Raw genomic sequence first — 25,622 nt, 5'->3', positions numbered from 1 at the left:
ATCCATGAGCCCTTACTGCATCCTTGCTACGCGCGGCCCCTTATGCCGTGTGAGTCTGGTGCGGTTGCTGCAGCAATTCCTCCAGTGAAACGTTGACACCTTCCAGCGTAATCAACTGGGTACTGCTGTAACCCGTACCGGTACCGTCACGGTCAATTGAGAGCACGGTATTGCCATCTGAAGTATGATCCACTTTCACGAAATCATTAATATTACTTGTGGAATCATTCCAGCCGATTAGCAAGTTACTGATGTCAATTTTGTCGCCTTGCGCAACATTGAAGTCGGTCCAGGTATCGTGACCGTTCCCTCCCGTTGAGTCTGCACTCGCTAACAGGTGATACACCAAGGTATCGGCACCTGCACCGGTCGTGATGGTATCGTTGTAGGCACCGCCGGTAATGGTGTCAGCCCCTGCCGTTCCTGTGATAGTTGGATGCAGGTCGATAGTGAAGGAGTGCGTGGTGATGGTGCCATCGGTTGCTGCCAGCGTGTAGCTGAACACCTCTTTATGCAGCAGGCTTTGTCCATCAACCCCGGCATTAAGCGTATAGGTGTAGCTACCGTTGGCTGCAATACTCAGCACACCATAGTCCCCGGCAATCGACGTGGTACCCACGCTGTGAACCGTTGTGACATCACCATGTTCATTAGTGATACTCAAGGTTCCGGTATGCGTCGTCGAGTCACCGTAGATACTGCCGCTGGCATCGTGATCACCGGTTGAGGTGGTTTCCGCCAGCAGGCTGTTCACGGTGAGCGACGTCGCTGCACCGTTATGCAACGTGACCGTCAGGGATGCAGAAGTCACCGCACCACTCGAATCCCTCACCGAGTAAGTGAAGGTGTCGGTGGTTGGCAAGGTACTGACATCCAGTCCCGCCTTCAGCACATAGGTGTAGTTACCGTGTGAATCGATGGTCAGCGTACCGTAAGTGGTATTGATCACCGTGTTACCACTCGCCGCGACGGCACTGCCCGATACCGTCGTCACCGCCGTACCGGTTGGAACCGTACCCGCGACTGAACTGGTGTCGTTGGTCAGCAGGTTACCGGTCACCGTTGAGGAAACCGTCACAGCATCCAGCGTGGTATCCGTCACCGTAGTGATGGTGGTGCTTGGCAGCACGGCAATACCGCCACTCGAACCAATTACTACTGCATAGGTACCCGAGCCGAGTCCGCTATAAGTGACGTTCGCACCGGTCTGTGTACCCAGCGACAGTATTCCAGTCGACAGATAGTTCGAGGTCACGCTCTTCAGCGTCCAGGAACCATCCGAGTTCTGTTGATAGAGATACAGCGAGTAGGTTGATATCAGAGATATACCACCGACCGAACCATGCAAGGTCACAGTACGGGTATCACCGGTGCCCACACTGAAGGTGTAAGCATTACCGTTCGACAGAACGCCGACGCCCAGCAGCGTGCCAAGGTTCACCGTGGCCAGAGCCGCATGCGAGACGCTGGTGGTACCGTTATTCACCGTTTGCGTGGTCGTGCTGTAGTCCACCTCATTGGTATCGTTGGTGGCCACAATACGAATCACCCCGGTCAAGGCTGTGGATGGTGAAACGTTGCCCGCACGGTCGGTCTGGATGACCGACAGTGAAGCACCTGTGGTCTGTGCAGTGCTCAAGGTCACCGACCAGGTGCCCGCCGCGCCGACTGTCGCGGTACCCAGCGAGTTACCGTTGGCATCACGCACCGTCACTGTATCGCCCACTTCACCATTACCGGTTACGGTGGTACCCGCCGAGTTAATCGCCAGGTTCGTTACCGCCACTGGAGCCACGGTATCGATGTTCACCGTGGCCGTGGTGTTGCCGGTACTGACGTTGCCCGCCGCATCCGTAACGGTGGTCGTCAACGGATGCGCACCGTTCGCCAGAACCGCAGTGGTATAGGTCCAGGCACCGGTACTGCCTACGGTGAGGGAGCCGAGAACGGTCGCGCCATCATAGATGGTGACAATCGCACCCACTTCCGCCGTACCACTCAAGGTTGGCGTGGTGTCTTTGGTGTACGCACCATTGGCCAGCGTCACCGGCGTGGTGCCGGTATCGTCGGTAATGGTCAGCGTACTCGCCGTTGGTGCCACGGTATCGATGGTCATGACGGTAGAAGCCGTTGGGCTGATGTTTCCTGCCGCATCGGTCTGCGTCACGTTAATGGTATGCGTACCATTGCTCAAGGTCGTGGAGATAAAGCTCCACGTACCATTGCTGCCCACCGTTGTTGTGCCCAGCAGCGTGCTGCCGTCATAGATGCTGACTTTCGCACCAACTTCGCCGTTACCACTCAACAGCGGCGTATTGTCGTTGGTGGAACCATTGTTCGGGATGGTCACCGCTGTACTGCCGTTGTTGTTAGCCGCAACCAGACTGGTCACTGCCGCTGGAGCAACGCTATCGACAATCACCGTGGCTGACGTGGTGCCGCTGACGTTGCCCGCTGGATCCGTCACGGTGACATTGATCGGGTGACTACCCTGCGTCAATACCGTCGTGGTATAGGTCCATGCGCCACTGCTGCCCACTGTCACAGTGCCCAGCAGCGTCGTGCCATCGTAGATCGACACTTTGCTGCCCACTTCCGCCGTACCACTCAGGGTTGGCGTCGTGTCATTGGTGTAACCGCCGTTCGCCACCGTGGTGTTGGTGATGTCGTTGGTAATCACCAGGGTTGATGCCGCTGGCGCTACGGTATCCACGGTAATGGAGACCGTTGCGGAAGCCGCACTGGTGTTACCCGCTGCATCGGTCACCGTGACGCTCAACGGATGGGTACCGTTACTCAACGTGGCCGTGGTGAAGGTCCATGCACCGTTGGTCCCGGCAGTCACAGAACCCAGCACCGTTGTGCCGTCATAGATGGTGACAATGGCATTCGCTTCTGCGGTACCACTCAGGGTCGGCGTCGCATCGTCGGTCACTGCGCCATTGGCCAACGGCCCCTGACTCGCGCCAACATCATCGGTAATCACCAGGTTGGTGACCGCATTCGGTGCCACAGTGTCGATGGTCATCACAGTTGAGGCATTCGGGCTAACGTTGCCCGCTGCATCTGTCTGGGTGACATTCAACGTATGGCTACCGTTGCTCAACGTGGTGGAGATGAAGCTCCAGGTACCGTTGCTGGCGACGGTGGTGGTGCCTAGTAAGATTGAACCGTCATAGATACTGACCTTAGCCCCGACCTCACCCGTACCACTCAACAGTGGCGTGCTGTCGTTAGTGACGCCATTGTTCGGGATTGTCACCGCCGTGCTGCCATTGTTATTGGCAGCCACCAGAGTCACCGCTGCCGGAGGCGTGGTGTCGATAACCACTGTGGCGTTGGTTCTGCCACTGACGTTACCGGCTGCATCCGTGACCGACACGCTGATGGTGTGCGAGCCTTGCGTCAAGGTCGAGGTTGTGAAGGTCCACACTCCCGAACTGTTGGCGATAGCCGTACCCAGCGTCGTTGTACCGTCATAGATAGTCACTCGACCACCGGCTTCCGCCGTACCACTCAGCGTTGGCGTCGTGTCGTTGGTGGAACCCCCGCTGGCGACCGTGGTGTTGGTGACATCGTTGGTGATCACCAGCGTTGCGGTATTTGGCGCCACGGTATCCACGGTGATAGTGACCGGTGTTGAGGATGGGCTGACGTTACCCGCCGCATCTTTCACCGTCACACTCAGTGGGTGAGTACCATTCGTCAATACCGGGCTGACGAAGCTCCACGCGCCGGTGCCGCTGGCGGTAGTAGACCCCAGCACAGTCGTGCCGTCATACACCGTGACAATCGCGTTCGCCTCAGCCGTACCGGTGAGGGTTGGCGTGTTGTCGTTGGTGGAACCGCCGGTTGGTACCGTGGTGCTGGTGACATCGTTGGTCACCACCAGGTTAGTGACAGTGTTAGGGACGACAGTATCCACGGTGAAGGTAATAGATGGCGTGTTACTGACGTTGCCCGCTGCATCTGTCGCCGTCGCCGTGATGGTATGCGAACCTTCACTTAACGTGGTTGAAGTCCAGGTCCATGCGCCCGTGCTGCTGGCCGTCACAGAACCGATCTGCACCCCGCCATCGAAAATTCTCACGACGCTGTTCGCTTCCGTGGTGCCGCTCAGCGCAGGCGTGTTGTCATTGGTACTGGTGCCTGCGTTAATCGTCACCGGCGTACTGCCGTTGTTATTGGCTGCCGCCAGGGTCAGCGTTGGTGCCACGGAGTCGATGTTGACAGTGGCATTGGTGCTACCACTGACGTTACCGGCCGCATCTGTTGAGGTCACGCTAATGGTGTGCGAGCCCTGGGCCAGTACTGCGGTGGTAAAGGTCCAGGTGCCATTGGTGCCAACCGTGACCGAACCGATTTGCGTGCCACCATCGTAAATCTTAACGAGACTCCCCACTTCCGCCGTACCACTCAGCGTTGGCGTGGTGTCATTGGTGGAACCGCCGCTGGCGACCGTGGTGTTAGTGACATCGTTAGTGATGACCAGCGTCGAAGCATTCGGCGCCACGGTATCGACAATCACGGAAACCGGAGTCGATGCCGGACTGACGTTACCCGCTGCGTCTTTCACTGTGACACTCAGCGGATGTGTCCCGTTGCTCAATGCCGGGCTGACGAAGCTCCATGCGCCGGTACCGCTGGCCGTAGTGGAACCCAATACCGTAGTGCCGTCATACACCGTGACAATCGCGTTCGCCTCAGCCGTACCGGTAAGGGTTGGCGTATTGTCATTGGTTGAACCGCCGTTTGGCACCGTGGTGCTGGTGACATCGTTGGTGACCACCAGGTTAGTGACCGTGGCGGGCACGGCGGTATCGACCGTGAAGGTGATGGACGCATTCGGACTGATGTTGCCCGCCGCATCGGTCGCCGTCACGTTGATGGTGTGGCTACCGTCAGCCAGCGTAGTGGATGTCAGACTCCAGGCACCGTTGCTGCCCGCGATAACAGATCCAAGCAGGACTCCGCCATCGTAGACTTTTACCACGCTGCCCGCTTCCGCCGTACCGCTGATGGCTGGCGTGTTGTCGTTGGTGCTGCTGCCTGCGGCAATCGCCACCGGCGTACTGCCGTTGTTGTTCGCCGCTGCCAGGCTCGCTACCGCCGCCGGAGGCGTGGTATCGATCACCACCACAGAAGAGGTGGTACCACTGACGTTACCTGCCGCATCGGTCACCGTGACGTTCAGCGTATGAGAGCCCTGCGTCAGTGCCGTTGAGGTGAAGGTCCATGCGCCGGTGCCGCTGGCAATTGCCGTGCCCAGCAAGTTCGTACCATCGTAAATCGAGACGCGACCGTTGGCTTCCGCCACACCGCTCAGTGTTGGCGTGGTGTCGTTGGTCGAGCCACCGTTGGGTACGACGGCCGTGGTGTTATCGTTGGTGACCACCAGTGATGTCGTTGCCGGCGCCACGGTATCCACCACTACAGTGAAGTTAGTGGCCGTACTGGTGTTGCCCGCCGCATCACGAACGGTGACACTGAGTGGATGCGATCCTTCACTCAGTGCTGCAGTGGTGAAGGTCCAGGTGCCACCGCTTCCGACGACGACCGAGCCGAGAACGGTGGTGCCTTCAGAAATCACCACAATGTTGCCCGCCGTCGCGGAACCGCTCAGGGTCGGCGTGTTGTCATCGGTAGATGCACCACTCGTCAACGGCCCCTGTGAAGTGCCCACGTTGTCGTTCACCACCAGGCCTGTAACCGGATTCGGCGCGCCTGTCACCACGGTAAAGGTAATCGAGGCATTCGAGCTGGTGTTGCCCGCCGCATCGGTCGCCGTCACGTTGATGGTGTGGCTACCGTCAGACAGCTGCGTTGAGGTGTAGCTCCACGCACCGGTGGTGGCATTCGCCGTCACTGAACCCAGCAGAATTGTGCCGTCATAAATTTTGACGACGCTGCCTGCTTCTGCTGTACCACTTAGCGCTGGGGTGTTGTCGTTGGTACTGCTGCCTGCGGCAATCGCCACTGGCGTGCTGCCGTTGTTGTTGGCGGCAGCCAGGCTGGTGACGGCTGCTGGCGCGACGTTATCGACAATCACAGTGGCGGATGTGGTGCCGCTGACGTTGCCCGCGGCATCCGTGACAGTGACACTGAGCGAGTGGCTACCCTGCGTCAATACCGCCGTGGTGTAGGTCCATGCACCATTACTGCCCGCAATGACAGTGCCCAACAGATTCGCACCATCATAGACGGACACGCGGCTTCCCGCTTCCGCCACACCACTCAGCGTTGGTGTGGTGTCATTGGTATAACCGCCATTGGCTACCGTGGTGTTGCTGACGTCATTAGTGACCACCAGCGTACTCGCATTAGGCGCAATGCTATCAATGGTGAAGCTCACGGTAGAAGAACGCGGTCCAACGTTACCCGCCGCATCGGTGACTGTGACGCTTAAAGTATGCGCGCCCTGGCTCAGGGTAGGCGAAATAAAGCTCCATGCACCCGTTGCACTGGCTGTCGTCGAACCCACTACGGTGTTGCCGTCATAGATGGTGACAATACCGTTAGCTTCCGCGTTACCGGTGAGCAGCGGTGTGCTGTCATTGGTAATACTGTTATTAGCAATCGCAACCGGAGTGCTGCCAATGTTATTGGCGGCCGCCAGGTCGGTTACGGCAGCTGGTGCTAGTGTATCGACGTTGATGTTGAACGTGTCGGATTCGGTACCCGCAAGATTGGTGATGTAAATAGCATGAACACCATCCGTCAGCGCTGGTGTAATAAAGCTCCACTGTCCATTCGCATCCACGATTGCGGTACCCAACTCGGTACCGCTGCCGTCATGAATGGTAATCACATCATTGGCTGTCGCTGAACCGGTCAATACCAGCGTGTTGTCTTTGGTATTCGCACCATCTGCCAGCGTCACAGGCATACTGCCGCTGTCATCAGTGATAACCAGCGTACCGCTGGCCGTTGGCAAGCCCGCTTCGATGTTCAACGTGAAGGCCGGAGAGCTGGCTGCGCTGACGTTGCCCGCCTGATCCGTCACTGTGAAGGTGAAGCTATGGTTACCGTTAGACAGTCCCTCAGGCGGCGTGAAGGTCCATGCTCCGCCTGATGCCGCTGCCGTTGCAGTGCCAAGCAGCGTCGTACCATCGTAGATTGATACCGTGCTGTTAGCTTCAGCGGTACCGCTAAAGGTTGGCGTATTGTCATCTGTGGTATCACCGGTATTTAGCGTGCCGGTAACACCCACATCGTCAGTCACCACCAACGTACTGGTATTCACCGTTGCCGGTGTAGAGGTATCAATGGTGATTTCAACAGGAGTGGTTGCTGGCCCGGTGGTGCCTGCTGCGTTGGTCACTGACACCGAGTAAGTGTGCGGGCCATCTGCCTCAACGGCGGTTTCATAACGCCAGACACCGTTACTTGCCACCGTGGTGGTCGCAACCTGCACTCCATCGATGATGATATTGATAGTGGTTCCCGCCACACCGGTTCCGCGCAACACCGGCGTGTTGTCGTTGGAGAAGCCATCATTCGCCACCAGTACCGGCGTGGTATTGGCGTTGTTGTAAATCGCGAACGTCAGGACTTCCGCCGGCGTGGTGTTATCCACGGTCAACGATACCGACGATTCCGCACTCACGTTACCGGCTGCATCCGTTACCGTCACATTGAGCGTGTGAGTCGCGTTCGACAGCGCACTGGTTGTGATGCTCCAGCTGCCGTCTGAACCTGCCGTAGTGGAACCAACCAGCGTTGTGCCGTCATAAACACGGACGATAGCGTTCGCCTCTGCCGTGCCGCTGATTGCCGGGGTGTTGTCGCTGGTAGTACCGCCATTTGGAATGGTTTCTGGCGCCCCAGTGTTGTTCTGCAACAGCAGGTCGCCCGCTGGCTGCGGTGGTGTGCCATCAATGCGCACAACTGTCGCTGCAGACGTACTGACGTTACCCACTTCATCTGTCACCGTCACTGTCAGGGTATGCGACCCATCGGTTAAGGTTGGCGAAGTAAAGGTCCAGGTACCGCCACCGGTCGCGGTGGTTGATCCAATCACCGTGGTGCCATCATAAATGGTCACCAGACTGTTCGCCTCGGCGCTACCACTCAGTGTTGGCGTGTTGTCGTTGGTCAGCCCATTGTTGGCGACGACAACGGAAGTGATGTCGTTGGTCACCACCAGCGTTGGTACAGCTGGCGGAGTGGCGTCTACGGTGAAGTCAACGGTGTTCGCGGCCTCGCTGGTGTTACCTGCGGCATCCGTTGCCGTCACACGCAGCGTATAGGCGCCGTCATCCAGCGCTGGCACGCTGAAGCTCCATTGACCATTACTACCCACCGCCGTACTGCCCAACACCGTGGTGCCATCATAGATCCGGATAATGCTACCCGCCTCTCCGCTGCCACTGAGGAACGGCGTGCTGTCGTTGGTAATGCTTCCACTCGTAATCGCTACTGGCGTAGTACCGTCGTCATTGCTGGCCGTAATCGCACTCGGTGCCGCAGGTGGTGTGGCATCAATCACCGCACTAATGGTGGTCGTACCGCTCACATTACCTGCCGCATCGGACGCACTGACACTGAAGGTATGAGAACCGTCCGCCAGCGCCGTAGGTGGCGTAAAGCTCCATGTGCCACCGGCAATAACGGTTGTAGATCCCAACACCCCACTGGCATCAGAGATAGTGATAATGCTACCCACCTCACCGTTACCGCTCAGCACTGGCGTGCTGTCGTTGGTTAGTCCGCCGTTTGGAATGTTAACCGCACCATCAATGTTGTTGGTCAGCACCAGGTTGGTTACCGATGGCGGTGCTACGGTATCAATGGTGACGGTCACAATGTCGCTGATCGGGCTGGTATTGCCGGCCGCATCCTGCACCACCACGCTCAGATTATGGGTACCATCGGTCAATGTTGGAGAGTAACTCCAGTCACCACTACCATTCGCGATAACCGTACCGAGAACGGTATTGCCATCAGAGATAATAATGGTGCTGTTGGCTTCCGCTGTACCGCGCAGAACCGGTGTACTGTCATTGGTCGTGCTGCCGCTCGTAACAGGCACTTCTGTGCCGCTGTTGTTATTGGCGAGCGTCAGACCTTGCGCTGCATCCGGTGCTTCACTGTCCACCGTAAAGGTCAGGGTTGGTGAATTGGCACTGGTATTACCTGCCGCATCCGTCACCGTAACACTCAGATTGTGCACGCCCTGATCCAGGGTGTCGGTGGTGAAACTCCAGTTACCACTGCTGCCTACCAGCACCGAGCCGATTTCGCCAGCACCGTCATAAATCCTGACGATACTGCCCGCTTCGGCACTGCCGGTTAGTTGTGGCGTGGTGTCGTTGGTATAGCCGTCTGCTGCAATCGGCACCAACGTGCTGCCTTCGTTGTTGTTGACGGTCACGCCTTGCGCCACATCCGGCGCTTCAGTGTCAATATTGATCGTGACTACAGCAGAAGCCGGGCTGACGTTACCCGCGGTATCCGTGACCGTAATGGTCAGTGGATGCGAACCGTCTGGCAGAGTGGCAGTGGTGAAACTCCACACGCCCTGCGCATTGGTGGTGACGCTACCAATCGCCGTATTGCCATCATAAATGGTCACCAGGCTGTTAGCCGTAGCGGTACCACTCAACACTGGCGTGTTGTCGTTGGTATAGCCGTTGTTCGCCACTGGTTCCGTTGGCAAGGCATCGTTATTGGTGACCACAAAGTCTGGCGTAGACGGAACAGAAGTATCCACCGTTATCGTCACCGCATTACCCGCAGCACTGACGTTGCCTGCCGTATCGGTGGCGGTGGCAGTCAGTGTGTGAGCGCCGTCGGTCAGGGTCTGCGTCGTGAAGTTCCAGGTACCGCCGGTGCCAGCCTGAGTCGAACCGATCAGAGTGGTGCCATCGTAAACTTTGATGATACTGCCCGCTTCCGCCGTGCCGCTCAGGGATGGTGTATTGTCGTTGGTCACTCCGGTTAGTGTATTGCCACTGTCATCTTTCGCCACCAAATCACTGATAGCGTCAGGTGCGATGGTATCTACGTTGAAAGTGATGCCTGCAGAAGGTGCACTGCTGTTGCCTGCGGTGTCTGTTGCGGTAACCGTCAGTGTATGGCTGCCCTGGCCCAGTGCTGTAGTCGGCTCGAAGCGCCAGATGCCGTTAGTACCGACAATCGCCGTCCCCAGAACCGTGCTGCCATCACGAATGGTCACGGTAGCGCCCACTTCGCCGGTTCCGCGAATAACAGGTGTGGAGTCATTGGTGGTGCTGCCCGCAGTGATCACCACGGCAGTACCGGCGTTGTTATTGCTGAGGCTGGTCACCACCGGAGTCGCTGGTGGTGTGCTGTCCACGGTGAAATCAATTGCCGCCGATGGCGCACTGACGTTGCCAGCGGCATCGGTAACGGTCGTGGTGATGCTGTGCGGACCCTCGCCCAATACCAGGGTAGGCGTGAAGGTCCAGGTGCCGCCAGTGCCCACCACCACGGTGCCCAGCACATTACTGCCATCCAGGATGGTGACCGTCGTGCCCACTTCAGCGGTTCCGCTCAGTACTGGCGTATTGTCATTGGTGACACTGCCCGCGATGATCGGTACAGCCGTGCCGCTGCTGTCATTACTCAACTGCACGGCACCTGCGGTATTTGGTGCCTGAGTATCGACGGTAAAGGTGATCGCCGTAGAAGGTGCACTGCTGTTGCCTGCCGCATCCGTCACGGTGGCGGTGAGGCTGTGCGATCCTTGGCTGAGCACCGGGGAAGTGAAACTCCAGGCGCCACCGTTAGTGACCTGAACACTGCCGAGCACGGTATCACCATCACGTACCGTGACAATGGTGCCCACCTCGGCAGTGCCGCTCAGTACCGGCGTGGTGTCATTGGTGGCACCACCGGAAGTGATCGGTGTGGGGGTGCCGTTGTCGTTGTTCAGCACCACAGCGTTAGCCGAATCAGGTGCAACGGTATCCACGCTGAAGCCAAATGCTGGTGATTCAGGGCCGGCGTTACCGGTTGAATCAGTGACAATAGTAGTCAGGCTGTGTGGGCCATCAATCAACGCGGTCGCTGGCGTAAAGCTCCAGTTGCCATCGCTACCAACAATCGCGGTACCAATCGTGGTACCGTTATCTTTCACTGTGACGATACTGCCCGCTTCTGCGGTGCCACTGAGCACTGGCGTTGGGTCGTTAGTAGCACTGCCTGCGGTAATAGGCACCGCCACACCCGTTGAGTCATCACTGAGCTGCAGGTTGCCGACTTCACCCGGAGAGGTGCTGTCAACAATCACCACAACTTCGGAGGTTGGTGCGCTGCTATTACCCGCAGGGTCAGTGACCACGGTGGTAATGCTATGGCTACCCTCATCCAATGCGGTGGTTGGCGTAAAGCTCCAGGTCCCTCCTGTGCCGACCACCACCGTGCCGAGCACGGTGTTGCCTTCAGAAATTGTGACGGTGCTGCCTGGCTCAGCCGTTCCGCTCAGGGTTGGTGTGGTATCGCTGGTTGAACCGCCAGTGGCGATTGGGGTGCCATCGTCTGTAGAGAACTGCAGCCCTCCTGCCGCTGCAGGTGCTTGTGTATCCACGGTGACGGTGATGGCTGGTGAAGCCTCGCTAACGTTACCTGCCGGGCTGGTCACCGTCGTGGTCAGACTGTGATCGCCCTGGCTCAGCGCTGGCGTAGTGAAGCTCCAGGTCCCCCCGGCGCCTACCACCACGGTGCCCAGAACCGTTGTGCCATCCAGCACGGTAACGGTGCTGCCAACGGCGGCTGAACCGGTTAACACCGGTGTTGTGTCATTTGTCGCACCATTGGTAATCGGTACCGCCGTACCGCTGGTGTCATTGTTCAGCACCAGCCCACTTGCAGGATCCGGTCGCGTGGTGTCCACGTTAAAGGTAATCGGTGTGGTTTCCGGACCGGTGTTGCCGGCCGGATCAGTCACGGTGGTCGTCAGGCTATGCGAACCCGACTCCAGCGGCGTAGTTGGGGTGAAACTCCAGCTACCATTGCTGCCAACTGTGACCGAACCAATCTCCGTGCCGTTGTCAGAAACTTTCACCGTGCTGCCCGGTTCAGCGGTACCACTCAGGACTGGAGTGGTGTCATTAGTGGTGCCACCGGCGGTAATAGGGACCGGCGTGCCGCTGGTGTCATTGTTGAGCTGCAGACCACTCGCTTCTGCAGGTGCGGTGGTGTCTACGGTGATCACGATAGGCGTAGATGGACCGCTGGTATTACCGGCAGGACTGGTGGTGGTTGCGGTAATGCTGTGGTTGCCCTCACCCAACGGATCGGTTGGGGTGAAGCTCCAGGTGCCGCCCGCGCCGACAACTACTGTGCCCAGCACTGTGCCGCCATCTGAGACGGTGATAGTGCTACCTGCCGCAGCGGATCCACTCAGAACTGGAGTGGCATCATTCGTTGCCGTGCCGGAGGTAATCGGAACAGGAGTGCCGCTCTCATCATTACTCAACGCCACATTACCCGGTGCAGCAGGGATGGTGGTATCAACGGTGACGGTAATTGGCGTGGTTGCCGCACCGGTATTGCCCGCAGGGTCAGTTACCGTGGTGGTGAGGCTGTGGCTGCCATCGCCCAACGGTGAAGTTGGCGTAAAGCTCCAGTTGCCGTCATTACCCACCGTAGTGGAGCCAATAACCGTACCGTTGTCAGAAACATTGACGGTGCTGCCAGGTTCGGCTCGGCCACTCAGCACCGGCGTGGTGTCATTGGTGGTGCCGCCAGTGATCGGTACTGCTGTGCCGCTGGAATCATTGCTCAGCTGCACACCTGTTGCTGCTGCTGGTGCGGTGGTGTCGACTGTCACAATAACGGGCGTACTAGCCGGTCCGGTGTTACCCGCCGGATCGGTCACGGTTGTGGTCAGGCTATGGCTGCCATCGCCCAGCGGCGTGGTGGGGGTATAGCTCCAGGTGCCATCGCTTCCGGTAGTGGCAGTGCCCAATACCGCGCCGCCATCAGAAACGGTTACCGTACTGCCCGGTTCTGCGGTGCCGCTCAGGGTTGGCGTGTTGTCATTGGTGCTGCCGCCAGAAGTAATTGGTGTACCGCCATCATTGCTAAGCTGGACGTTGCCCGCCGCTGCTGGAGGTTGCGTATCAACCGTCACGGTCACAGGCGTCGATGCCGGGCCGGTGTTACCCGCCGGATCCGTCACGGTGGTCGTCAGGCTGTGGTTGCCATCACTCAGCGGTGGTGTGGTGTAAGTCCAGGTGCCATCGCCGCCGACTGTTGTTGTACCAATGACGGTGGTGCCATCTGTAATGGTGACAGTACCGCCAGGCTCACCGTTACCCTCCAGAGTCGGCGTTGTGGTGTTAGTGCTGCTGCCCGATGGAATCGGATCGCCATCACCATTGGTCAGGCCAACGCCCGTTGGTGCCGCAGGCGCCACGGTATCAATGGTGACATTGATCGTCGGCGTATCGCTGATCGCGCCAGTGGTTGGGTTTGTCGCGGTGGCATGGAAAGCATAGGTGCCATCCGTTAGTGCGGCTGGCGTAAAGTTCCACTGTCCGTTACTGCCCGCCGTGACACTACCGAGTACGGTGGTGCCGTTGTATATGGTGATCAGATCACCCGCACCTGCCTGACCACTCAGCACAGGTGTGCTGTCATGAGTACTGGAGTTATCCGTCAACTGCACGATAGTGCTGCCGCTGTCGTCCGCTACCACAATGAGTTCATTGGTGGTTGGTACACCTGCATCAATATTCACGGTAAAGGCCGGTGATGCCGGACTCACGTTACCTGCGGCGTCGGTCACTGTAGTGGTGAGGTTATGCTGGCCATTGGTCAGTGGTGAAGCTGGCGTGAAGCTCCAGTTGCCATCCGTGCCCACTGATGCGGAGCCCAACAGCGTGGTGCCATCGTAAACCTTAACGATGCTGCCCGCTTCTGCCGTGCCGCTCAGGGTTGGTGTGCTGTCATCGGTGGTCGCACCGGAAGTCAGCGCCCCGTTGCTGGTGCCTGCATCATCAGTCACGACCAGTCCACTAACCGCCGCTGGCGCAGTGGTATCAACGGTAAAGGTAATCGGGGTGGTGGCTGGGCTGCTGTTACCTGCCGCATCTGTTGCGGTAGTCGTCAGGCTGTGGCTACCATCACCCAGTGCAGGAGTGGTGAAGCTCCAGTTACCATTGCTACCTACAGTCACACTACCCAGCACAGTGTTGCCATCACGAATGGTGACCACGCTACCCGCTTCGGCGCTGCCGCTAAGGACTGGCGTTGCATCATTGGTGAGGCTGCCGTTGGTAATAGGCACGGACGTGCTGCCTGCATCGTTATTAATCTGCAAGCCGGTCACTGCATCAGGCGCCACCGTATCCACGGTGATATTGATGGTGAGGGTATCGGTGATGTTGCCCGCGGCATCGGTGATAGTGCCATGAATTGCATGCGGGCCATCACTCAGGATGCCCATTCTGAACAGCCATTGTCCGTTCGCGCCTGCGGTGGTGCTGCCAAGAAGCTGGCTACCGTCATACAGGGTGATGATATTGCCGGGACTCGCCGAACCAATCAGCACTGGCGTAGGATCGTTGGTGCTGGCTCCATCAACCAACTGCTCAACCGTGTTGCCGTTATCATCGATCACTTCCAGAGAATCACTGGCCGTTGGCAGATCGGCTTCAATATCCACAATAAATGGTGGGCTGGCAGGGCCAACATTGCCTGCGGTATCTGTGGCGGTGATGGTGAAACTATGAGAACCGTTGCTCAGAGCCGGCGTGGTGAAGGTCCAGGTTCCATCAACGCCCACGGTGGTATTACCCAGCAGTGTGGTGCCGTCATAGATGCTCAACAGCGCATTAGGTTCACCCGTGCCGCTCAGCGTTGGCGTGTTATCGTCAGTCACCGCGCCTGAAGTCAGTTCACCTTGTGAATCACCCACATTATCGGTGACCATGAGGTCACTGACTGCGGCAGGTGGCGAGGTGTCCACAGTGACAGCAATCGGAGAGGACGCTGGACTGGTATTGCCCGCAGCATCGGTAACGGTAGTCGTCAGGCTATGACTTCCTTCACCGAGTGCCGGTGCGGTAAAGCTCCAGTTGCCATCGCTGCCAACGGTTGCCGTGCCCAACACATTGTCGCCATCACGCACAGTAACGGTGCTGCCAGGTTCAGCCGTGCCGCTCAGTACCGGGGTGTTATCACTGGTGGTGCCGCCTGCCGCGATTGGCGTAACGGTACTGCCGTTGTTGTTGCTCAGCTGCAGATCGCCTGCCGCCGCTGGCGCAACGCTATCAATCGTGATGTTGATGGTGACAGAGTTGGTAGGATTACCGGTACTGTCGGTGGCAACCGCATGGAAGGAGTAAGAACCATCCGCCAACGTAGTGGGAGTGAAGCTCCACTGACCGTCGGAACCTGCCGTGGTGCTGCCCAGCAAAGTGGTGCCGTTGTACAGCGTAATAATGTCCCCGGCTGCCGCCAGGCCACTCAGAACAGGTGTTTTATCATGCGTGCTTGAGCCATCAGGCAACACTTTCAGCGTACTGCCGCTATCGTCAGTGACCTGCAACGTGCTGGTGGTTGGCGGCACACCCGCATTCACCGTCAAACCAAAACCGGTAGTTGCCGGACTGACATTGCCTGCGGCATCCGTTACCGTCACGCTCAGCGTATGTGCGCCATTACTCAGCGCAGGCGTGGTAAAGCTCCAGTTACCTGCACTGTCAGCGGCCACACTGCCCAGCAGCGTGGTGCCGTCATAAACCTTAACGATGCCATTAGCTTCAGCTTTGCCGCTCAGGGTTGGCGTACTGTCGTCAGTGGTGGATCCGGCTGTCAATGGGCCGGTGACGGTGCCAACGTTATCGCTGACCACCAGATCGCTGGCACCTGCAGGGGCCTGTGTGTCCACGGTGAAGGTGATAGGTTCAGAAGCCGCACTGGTATTTCCGGCAGGATCAGTAACGGTAGTGGTCAGGCTATGACTTCCTTCGGACAGCGTTGGAGAGGTGAAACTCCAGCTGCCGTTACTGCCCACCGTCGCTGTACCCAGCACGCTATCACCATCACGAACGGTCACCGTACTGCCTGGTTCCGCTGTTCCGGTGAGCACCGGATGAGTAGTGTTGGTCGCACCGCCAGAGGCAATGGGTTGAACCGTGCCGTTATCGTTGTCGCTTAGCTGCAGACCGGATGCTGGATCTGGCACGACAGTGTCAACGGTGATGACGATAGTTGGCGTTTGTGTCACGGTGCCATCAGTATCCGTGACGGAAGCATGGAAGCTATAAGTGCCATCCGCCAGCGCAGTTGGCGTGAAGCTCCACTGTCCATCCGCACCCGCCACCACACTGCCAATTTCTGTCGTGCCGTTGTACAAGGTGATGACTGCACCGGCAAAAGCAAGGCCACTCAGGGTTGGCGTAGTGTCATGGGTGCTGGAGCCGTTAGTCAGCTGCACCAGAGTGCTGCCGGAGTCGTCGGTGATTTCCAGTGAGGTGGTGGCTGGAGGCAGCCCAGCCTGCACATTAAAATCAAACGCATCAGAAACCGAGCTGACATTGCCGGCTGCATCGGTCTGCGTCACGGTCAGACTGTGCGCACCGTTGCTCAGCGCTGGCGTAGTGAAGCTCCAGGTGCCGTTGCTGCCGACCACCGCCGTGCCAATCAGGGTGTTGTTGTCATAAACGCTGATCACCGCACCCACTTCACCATTTCCGCTCAGGGTTGGTGTGCTGTCATCGGTCGTTCCGCCGCTGGTCACCGGTGTTGCAGTTCCGTCAGCATCCCCACTTAATGCCAGACCCGTGGCGCTGGCCGGTGCTTCGGTATCGACCGTGAAGGTAATGGTGGTCGCTACGCTGGTGTTGCCCGCCGCATCTGTCGAAGTGATGCTGAGGGTATGACTACCCTGAGCTAATTCTGGGCTAGTGAAACTCCAACTGCCGTTACTGCCAACGGTTACGCTACCAAGTACAGTATCGCCATCGCGAATGGTGATGATGCTTCCTACCTCGCCTCTGCCGCTCAGCAAAGGCGTGGTGTCATTGGTGGATCCACCATTGGCGATCGGCAATACCACCGAGCCTGCGTTGTTCCCGACATTGAGATCACTCACCGCTTCTGGCGCAGTGGTATCCACGGTAAAGGTAATCGGATCGCTGGCGGCGCTGGTATTACCGGCCGCATCGGTCGCGGTGACGGTCAGGCTGTGTGAACCATCTGCCAGCGCTGGTGAGGTGAAGGACCATGTACCATTTGCACCCACCACTGTGGAGCCCAGTAGCGTTGTGCCGTCATAAACACGAATAATGGCCCCGACTTCGCCGTTGCCACTTAAGGTGGGTGTGTTGTCATCGGTGACTGCACCCGTGGTGATCGCGCCCTGATAGGGTCCGACGTTATCACTGACGACCAGGTTGGTGACGACGGCAGGAGGTGTGGTATCCCCCCCACCATTGTTGCCCCCACCGTTGTTGCCCCCGCCGTTGTTGCCCCCGCCGTTATCCCCACCGCCGGTATTACCGTCACCCACCGCAGCATTACCGCCGCCACCGCCTGCCGAGCCAGCAAACATCGCACCCAGGCCCGCCAGCGCTGCGCCACCGATACCGAAGGCCGCGATGGTGCCATCATTGGTGGTGTTCTCAGCTAACAGCCCTTCGGTGCTGTCAATGTTGACGTACTGGAACCCATCGGTGCCCGGATCTTCAACCCACCACAGTGCACCTTTGTCGTCCTGCAGCACCAGGTCACTGTCGCCTGCTGCTGTATAAAAGTTATGAATAACAACCACTTCACCAGATTTTGTGGTGACGACTAAATCATTACCATTGCGTGTGAAAGACTTAATATCTGATTGATTAAGGTGAAGTTTAACTACGCTTGGCGCAGTTAAGTTGACTTGAGAGCCGCTAACTTCAGAGGCTACTGTCCCACCTTTAGGAGTGATAGAGATATTATTCATTTTATCGAAATCCCGCGCAGTTATTAAATTCCATAAAAACGCCCGGTATCCGCAGATACCGGCTTCAATGGCGAATAATCCAGATGACTATTCACTTCTTCTCTTGGTCGATTTCATACAAACTCATGATGAAATCGCGCTGAGCCGAGTTAAGCCTCCATCCTGGGAATGGGCTGGGTTTATTTTTCAGCGGAACAAAGGGGGAAATACCTTTATTTTCCATTGGGCGAGCACAAATCAAATTGAATGCAATGAACCCATTTTTAGACATTTTTTCTACCCCGATTGTAGTGGCCGAACCCGCACAAACTCAGGATTTCTTAAGAAAATCATTTAGATAGACACTCTGCCAGTGATAGCCCTGCATACCGTAGATCGCTTTATGCGCCAGCAAATCGAGGTGTGATGGGTTTTCAACGCCTTCAACAATCACGCCTTTGCATAATTGGTTGAGGTGGCTAAGCAGCGTGTCAAAAATGTGACCGTCGCCAAATTGCCAAAAAAAATCTTTGTCAATCTTGACGATTTCAAATATTCCGCTATTGAGCATGGTCAGGTTGGAATAACCCGGACCAAAGTCATCAAGCCATAAAGGGGCGTGTGTCACTTTCGCGACACCTTTTAATATCAGCAGGTCTGCGCTGTTAAAACGCGCGGTAAAGAAGGCGGATATCTCTAAACGCAACAACGTTAAACTCGCCAGTTTTTGTTGTATTTCAGCATCTTCAAAAATACCGGCGACGATATCTCTATCCACATTTACACTGACTACCTGATCAAACCCTTTCTGGTATAGCTGAATAAGTTTTCCGATCTGGTGGAGGAATAACTGCCATTTCTCGTCAGCAGGAAGCCGACTGAAGAACCCCTCATCCCTGCAAGGGTTACGTTTATTATTAATATCTGCATCATCTGAGAATCGGGTTAACAATTCCCATGCAATCAACTCGCCGGCTTTACCATGAACGGGTTCCAGCAAGAAAATGTATTCAGGCTGATTGCTCATTTCACAGTCCCTTCCGCAACTTACTGATACTCCAGAACTGTCAGGATTACTCATGTGAGATGTAAGGGAAACATCGATAAATCTTAACACGTTAACTGAAGCCTAACGTAGGACTTACAGTTTGCAAAATAGATTTCAGTAAAGACTCAACCACACTTCAATCGTTTAAATCTATCAATTTACGTAGTAAACTTAATTTACTTTCACAAAATTATCGGATAATTCCTGGAAAAATTTAAGTTAATACCATCCTTGACAGATATCGAAACAACGAACACATTGAATTTACTGTATAAATTATTCTTAATTTGTCTGATAAAGATAATTACATCGCAAAATTCATTTTTTTCGTTCTGGAATACATAGTTCCAAAAGACGTCAAAAAATGTAGTTTCTTGATGGGACTATTCAATCCTTAATGTTTAAATTTTTATTATACATCGATAAGAAAACATAACAGATTACCTATCCAATCCTTACAAAATCAGTAACTAATGCAGGGATATTCGGGATTGAAGCGAAGCGATTCTTTAGCTTTGTGAATAAAAATGAAGGGGATAGAAAACACGTATTTTAGGCGCGAGTTATAAATGGATGATTAACATTTATTGAGAGTGATCTTCATCACACTTCGAATAAAAGAATAGAGGAATAAGAAAATAGAATGGCAGGTAAATAAAAACGGGCCCTGTACAGGGCCCGCTATGCGTATTAACAGTTACTCATCTTCAAGATAGGTGTAACCATATAAGCCACTTTCAAACTCTTCAAGGAACTGTGCACGCAGCCCTTCGTCGATGTCTTTCTGCTGTGTCACCTGATCGCGGAACAGCGTCATCAAATCGTTAGGGTTCAGCTGCACATACTCCAGCATGTCTGCCACGGTATCGCCTTCATCTGACAATTGCACTTCAACGCTGCCATCCGGGAAAGCGAATACGTCAACCGCTTCGGTATCGCCAAACAGGTTGTGCATATTGCCGAGGATTTCCTGATACGCGCCAACCATAAAGAAGCCCAGCATTGGCGGATTATCAATGTCGTACTCCGGCATCGGCATGGTGGTGGCAATACCGTCGCCATCCACGTAGTGATCGATGGTGCCATCGGAGTCACAGGTAATGTCGAGCAATACCGCACGACGCTGAGGGATCTTGTTCAATCCTTCCAGCGGCAGCACCGGGAACAGCTGATCGATACCCCACGCATCCGGCATTGACTGGAACAGCGAGAAGTTGACGTAAATCTTATCCGCCATACGTTCCTGCAGTTCATCAATGATAGGACGGTGCGCACGGTTGCTTGGATCCAGATGCTGCTGGATATAGTGACAGATGCTTAAATAAAGCTGCTCTGCCCAAGCGCGCTGGCCAAGATCGTAAGTACCGGAAGAGTAGCCGGTATGGATGTCGAACAGATCCATCTGGCTATCGTGCAGCCATTCACGCAGCGAACGACGGACGTTCGGCTCGTGCATCTCCTGCCAGGTATCCCACAGGCTCTGAATCGGACGTGGTGAATCGACATCTGGCGCCACTGGCGTACTGAATTCGTTGCGCTCTACACCGATGATGTTGGAGACCAGCACGGTATGGTGCGCGGTAACCGCACGACCGGATTCGGTGATGACGGTTGGATGCTCCAGACCGTGCTCTTCACAAGCATCACCAATTGCCCAAATCACGTTGTTGGCATATTCGTTCAGGCCGTAGTTCACCGAGCAGTCAGATTGCGAACGCGTACCTTCATAATCCACGCCCAAACCGCCGCCGACATCAAAGCATTTGATGTTCACGCCGAGCTTCGCCAGCTCAACGTAGAAACGCGCCGACTCACGCACACCGGTGGCGATGTCGCGAATGTTGGACATCTGCGAGCCAAGATGGAAATGCAGCAGTTGCAGGCTGTCGAGACGGCCGGCTTTGCGCATGATATCCACCAGCTGCAACACTTGTGACGCCGCCAGACCGAACTTAGATTTCTCACCACCGCTCGACTGCCATTTACCGGAGCCTTGCGAAGCCAGACGCGCGCGAATCCCCAAACGTGGGATCACGTTCAGGCGCTCCGCCTCTTCCAGCACCAGGCGCACTTCGGTCATTTTCTCGATCACCAGGTAAACCTTGTGACCGAGTTTCTCGCCAATCAGCGCCAGACGAATGTATTCGCGGTCTTTATAGCCATTACAGACGATCACCGAACGGGTTTTACCCGCGTGCGCGATCACTGCCATCAGCTCGGCTTTCGAACCGGCTTCCAGGCCCAGCGGCTCACCGGAGTTCACCAGTGATTCAATCACGCGCTTGTGCTGGTTAACCTTAATGGGGTAAACCAGAAAGTAGTCACCCTTGTAGCCGTAGGATTCGCGCGCACGTTTAAAGGCGGCGTTAATTGAACGCAGGCGATGCTGTAAAATCTGCGGGAAGCAGAACAGCGCAGGCAGACGCTGGCCATCGGCTTCACGCTCTTTGACCAGTTTCGCCAGGTCAACGCGCACTTCCGGCTGATCCGGATCCGGACACACGCTGATGTGCCCCAGCTCGTTGACGTCATAATAGTTATTACCCCACCAGGCAATATTGTAGGTACGCAGCATTCTGCTCGCTTCCTGATCGTTCATCGCCACCTCCTGCATGGAGCGGAGTACACCCTGTTCGCCAGCTGACGAACCCTTGATATTCTTCATGTCGTCAGACATCGCGAACCTCAATTTTCCGTTGAAATATGAAACAGTTGCCGGGTCTTGCTGTTGTGAGTCCGGGTAAACATTTCCCCATCCTGCTGAGCTCCGATTATCGGGTTGCCGTGCACGTTGCTGACTCTAAGTGTAAAACACCACGCCGTAGTCAGTAAAAAACGGGCCAGAAGCCAACGCTTTTCACCGCCAAAGACGAGTGAAACACAGTGACAGAAATGAGGGAATAGCTTAGCCGGCGCTCGTGTCGGGATAATTACCGCAACGCGCAAAACTTCGACGAGAGAAAAGAATAAGACTGGATTGGGAAAGGATTGCCAGCGCGCCCGTTGAGCGCAGTGAACCGAAAAGAAGAGAAGTGTGGTTCATTACTTTTATCACCTCCAACGCCTGCAAACAGCAAACGAGAAACGGCCTGGGTGAAAATCAGAGAATAGCTCTGACGGCGCGACGCACGGTGGCGTCATCCTTTTGTACTGTGGTCGACAGCAGCGGCGTTTTATACAGTCTGCAGGGTAAAAAAGCAAAATCTTTGTCTGGGATCTGTGGAAGGTGTCAGGAATTTCTTCCATCTGCTCACTTGCGTAAACGTGCGGAATCAGAAAAAGCACTGGAAAAGTGCTCACTGTGTAACCTAGAATAGCCGTCCAGATGGTTTTCCATCTAAACTGGTTAACATCCAGGCGGTGTCGGTGATACGCACCTACACTCCCTACTGCTCGCGGCTTTGCCTGAAGGGGCGTCGAGTCGGCCTGGTCCACTTACGCTATGCAGTCGAATTCAAACCATTTGTAAGGTAAAGAACAGAATGGCTAAACACCTATTTACATCTGAGTCCGTATCAGAAGGACATCCTGATAAAATCGCTGACCAAATTTCCGATGCCGTGTTAGATGCGATCCTTGAACAGGATCCTAAAGCACGCGTGGCCTGCGAAACTTACGTTAAGACCGGTATGGTGCTGGTTGGCGGTGAAATCACCACCAGCGCATGGGTTGATATCGAAGAGATCACCCGTAATACCGTACGTGAAATCGGCTATGTCCATTCCGATATGGGCTTTGATGCGAACTCTTGCGCTGTACTGAGCGCGATTGGCAAGCAGTCTCCTGACATCAACCAGGGTGTTGACCGTACCGATCCGCTGGAACAGGGCGCGGGCGACCAGGGCCTGATGTTCGGCTACGCCACCAACGAAACCGACGTGCTGATGCCTGCTCCGGTAACCTACGCCCACCGTCTGGTGCAGCGTCAGGCTGAAGTGCGTAAAAGCGGCTCACTGCCGTGGTTGCGTCCGGATGCGAAAAGCCAGATCACCTTCCAGTACGATGGCGGCAAAATTGTCGGTATCGATGCGGTTGTCCTGTCGACTCAGCACGCTGAAGAAATCTCGACAGCCGACCTGCGTGAAGCGGTGATGGAAGAGATCATCAAGCCGGTTCTGCCTGCTGAGTGGGTGAATGCCAGCACCAAATACCATATCAACCCAACCGGTCGCTTCGTGATCGGCGGCCCAATGGGCGACTGCGGTCTGACTGGTCGTAAAATCATCGTTGATACTTACGGCGGTATGGCGCGTCACGGTGGCGGTGCGTTCTCTGGTAAAGACCCGTCTAAAGTTGACCGTTCTGCTGCTTACGCTGCACGCTATGTCGCGAAAAACATCGTCGCGGCTGGTCTGGCTGACCGTTGCGAAATCCAGGTTTCTTACGCGATTGGCGTGGCTGAGCCAACCTCCATCATGGTGGAAACTTTCGGTACTGAGAAAGTCCCTACCGAGCAGTTGACCCTGCTGGTGCGCGAGTTCTTCGACCTGCGTCCATACGGCCTGATTCAGATGATGGATCTGCTGAAACCTATCTACAAAGAGACCGCTGCTTACGGTCACTTTGGTCGCGAACACTTCCCGTGGGAGCAGACTGATAAAGCTGCTCAACTGCGCGAGGCTGCGGGCCTGTAATCTTACCGTCCTGCAAAAACGAGCCCGCTTATTGCGGGCTTTTTTATGCCCGCTAACCAGCCAGCACACTTTTCCCCGCCGTCTACACTTCATTTTCGATGTTTACAACAAAGTGTTAACGATTACATTTTGAAAACCTTTTGCAATCTGTCATTTAGAGAATTTTCAGCGTAGTTATTCATATGAAAATGCGTTATTTTCAGCGTCGTCTGATAGCCGATATTTAGAGAGATGTCAGAAACTTAAAGGGTGCTATACCTTACTGGTTACGTAACTATTTCAGGCGGAAAATGCTGGATTGCAGGGTTTCAGCGTGTGTAACCGATTACACTGATGTGATCATCCTCACTTTTTTCCGTCGGCAGGTTTCATAACATTGATAAAAACAATGATAGATAAACTTCGGAGGCATTATGCCTGGTAATACTCATAAGAGCAGAACGTCGAACAAGATGATGACCTTGTTTGTCTGCTTCTTAGCGGCTCTGGCCGGCCTGCTGTTTGGTCTGGATATCGGCGTTATCGCTGGTGCCCTGCCCTTCATCGCCAAAGATTTCAACGTGACTGCACATGAGCAAGAGTGGATTGTCAGCTCAATGATGTTCGGTGCGGCTGTCGGTGCGATTGGTAGCGGCTGGATGTCTTCACATCTCGGCCGTAAAAAGAGCCTGATGGCGGGTGCAATTCTGTTCGTGATCGGTTCACTGTGGTCAGCCATGGCGGTTAGCCCGGATATGCTGATTGCTGCACGTGTAGTACTCGGCCTGGCAGTAGGTGTCGCGTCTTACACTGCTCCTCTGTATCTTTCTGAAATCGCACCGGAAAAGATTCGTGGCAGCATGATTTCTCTGTATCAGCTGATGATCACCATCGGTATCCTGGGCGCGTATCTGTCTGACACTGCGTTTAGTGACGCAGGCGCATGGCGCTGGATGCTGGGTATCATCACCATTCCGGCCGTGCTGCTGCTGGTAGGCGTATTCTTCCTGCCAAACAGTCCACGCTGGCTGGCGGCGAAAGGCGATTTCCGCAGTGCAGAACGCGTGCTGGCTCGTCTGCGTGATACCAGCGAACAAGCTAAACGTGAACTGGATGAGATTCGTGAAAGCCTGAAGATCAAACAGTCTGGCTGGCAGCTGTTCCAGAGCAACAGCAACTTCCGCCGTGCGGTGTTCCTGGGTGTGCTGTTGCAGGTGATGCAGCAGTTCACCGGTATGAACGTCATCATGTATTACGCGCCAAAAATCTTTGAGATTGCGGGCTTCGCCAATACCACTCAGCAGATGTGGGGCACGGTCATTGTCGGTCTGGTCAACGTACTGGCGACCTTTATTGCGATTGGCCTGGTGGATCGCTGGGGCCGTAAACCGACGCTGGTGCTGGGCTTCATCGTGATGGCTGCCGGTATGGGTATCCTCGGTACCATGCTGCACATCGGCATTAACTCCGCTTCCGCACAATACTTTGCTGTCGCCATGCTGCTGATGTTCATCGTTGGTTTTGCGATGTCTGCCGGTCCGTTGATCTGGGTACTGTGTTCAGAAATTCAGCCGCTGAAAGGCCGCGATTTTGGTATCACCGTGTCGACCGCAACCAACTGGATTGCCAACATGATCGTCGGTGCCACCTTCCTGACCATGCTGAACACGCTGGGCAACGCGCCGACCTTCTGGGTATACGCAGGTCTGAATGTGTTCTTTATCCTGCTGACCGTGGCGCTGATTCCAGAGACCAAAAACGTCTCGCTGGAACACATCGAGCGCAACCTGATGCAAGGCAAAAAACTGCGCGATATCGGCCAGCAATAAGGTCGATAAGCGATACAAAGGGCTGCCGATTGGCGTAATGCCAGTCAGTTAAGGATCAGTTGAACGATCCAGTGGCTGTGTAAGAATCCGGAAACGCTTCGTTTCCGGATTTTTTTATGCAGCTCAGTCAGGCCCTTGATATCGTCTCTCGTTACGATTCTCTTCGTAATCCTCTGAATACGCTCGCGGATGTTCTTGACCCTGCGCTCATCAGCCGCTGCCTTGAGGAAGCTGGC

General features: G+C 55.6%; 6 protein-coding genes. 3 read left to right on the top strand and 3 right to left on the bottom strand.

Annotated features, from left to right (window positions below; translation table 11 throughout):
- Positions 1 to 40: 40 nt before the first annotated feature.
- From FD744_RS11565 to speA, 3 genes are all read right to left on the bottom strand, one after another.
- Entirely contained in the window at positions 41 to 17,917 is a 17,877-nt protein-coding gene (locus tag FD744_RS11565; RefSeq protein ID WP_160868271.1) for an Ig-like domain-containing protein, read from the bottom strand.
- A gap of 310 nt (positions 17,918 to 18,227) precedes the next feature.
- Positions 18,228 to 18,923, bottom strand: coding sequence for an EAL domain-containing protein (locus FD744_RS11560; protein ID WP_160868270.1), 696 nt, complete (start codon positions 18,921 to 18,923; stop codon positions 18,228 to 18,230).
- 718 nt (positions 18,924 to 19,641) lie between these two features.
- Positions 19,642 to 21,621 carry a biosynthetic arginine decarboxylase gene (gene speA, locus FD744_RS11555; RefSeq protein ID WP_160868269.1) on the bottom strand — a complete coding sequence of 660 codons (1,980 nt, stop codon included), beginning with the start codon at positions 21,619 to 21,621 and terminating at the stop codon, positions 19,642 to 19,644.
- 805 nt (positions 21,622 to 22,426) lie between these two features.
- On the opposite strand from speA, the gene metK reads away from it, so the two are divergent.
- The 3 genes from metK to FD744_RS25575 form a co-directional block, all read left to right on the top strand.
- Complete coding sequence (metK, locus tag FD744_RS11550; protein WP_058959339.1) at positions 22,427 to 23,578, top strand: methionine adenosyltransferase; 1,152 nt, start codon at positions 22,427 to 22,429, stop codon at positions 23,576 to 23,578.
- Between the two features lie 413 nt (positions 23,579 to 23,991).
- Positions 23,992 to 25,386 (top strand): sugar porter family MFS transporter, encoded by a 1,395-nt coding sequence (locus tag FD744_RS11545; protein ID WP_034823260.1) that lies wholly within the window; start codon positions 23,992 to 23,994, stop codon positions 25,384 to 25,386.
- 116 nt (positions 25,387 to 25,502) lie between these two features.
- Positions 25,503 to 25,622: hypothetical protein (locus FD744_RS25575; RefSeq protein WP_237449367.1), on the top strand; the 120-nt coding region annotated here is incomplete at its 3' end.

Source organism: Pantoea sp. Taur (assembly GCF_009830025.1).
GTDB lineage: Bacteria > Pseudomonadota > Gammaproteobacteria > Enterobacterales > Enterobacteriaceae > Pantoea > Pantoea communis.
Note: the sequence above shows the minus strand (reverse complement) of the source record. Positions and strands in the feature narration are given on the sequence as shown.

Bases quoted from the DNA above. Each gene is read 5' to 3' on its own strand.
- FD744_RS11565 (WP_160868271.1), bottom strand. From the start codon at position 17,917: ATGAATAATATCTCTATCACTCCTAAAGGTGGGACAGTAGCCTCTGAA.
- FD744_RS11545 (WP_034823260.1), top strand. From the start codon at position 23,992: ATGCCTGGTAATACTCATAAGAGCAGAACGTCGAACAAGATGATGACC.
- FD744_RS11560 (WP_160868270.1), bottom strand. From the start codon at position 18,923: ATGAGCAATCAGCCTGAATACATTTTCTTGCTGGAACCCGTTCATGGT.
- speA (WP_160868269.1), bottom strand. From the start codon at position 21,621: ATGTCTGACGACATGAAGAATATCAAGGGTTCGTCAGCTGGCGAACAG.
- metK (WP_058959339.1), top strand. From the start codon at position 22,427: ATGGCTAAACACCTATTTACATCTGAGTCCGTATCAGAAGGACATCCT.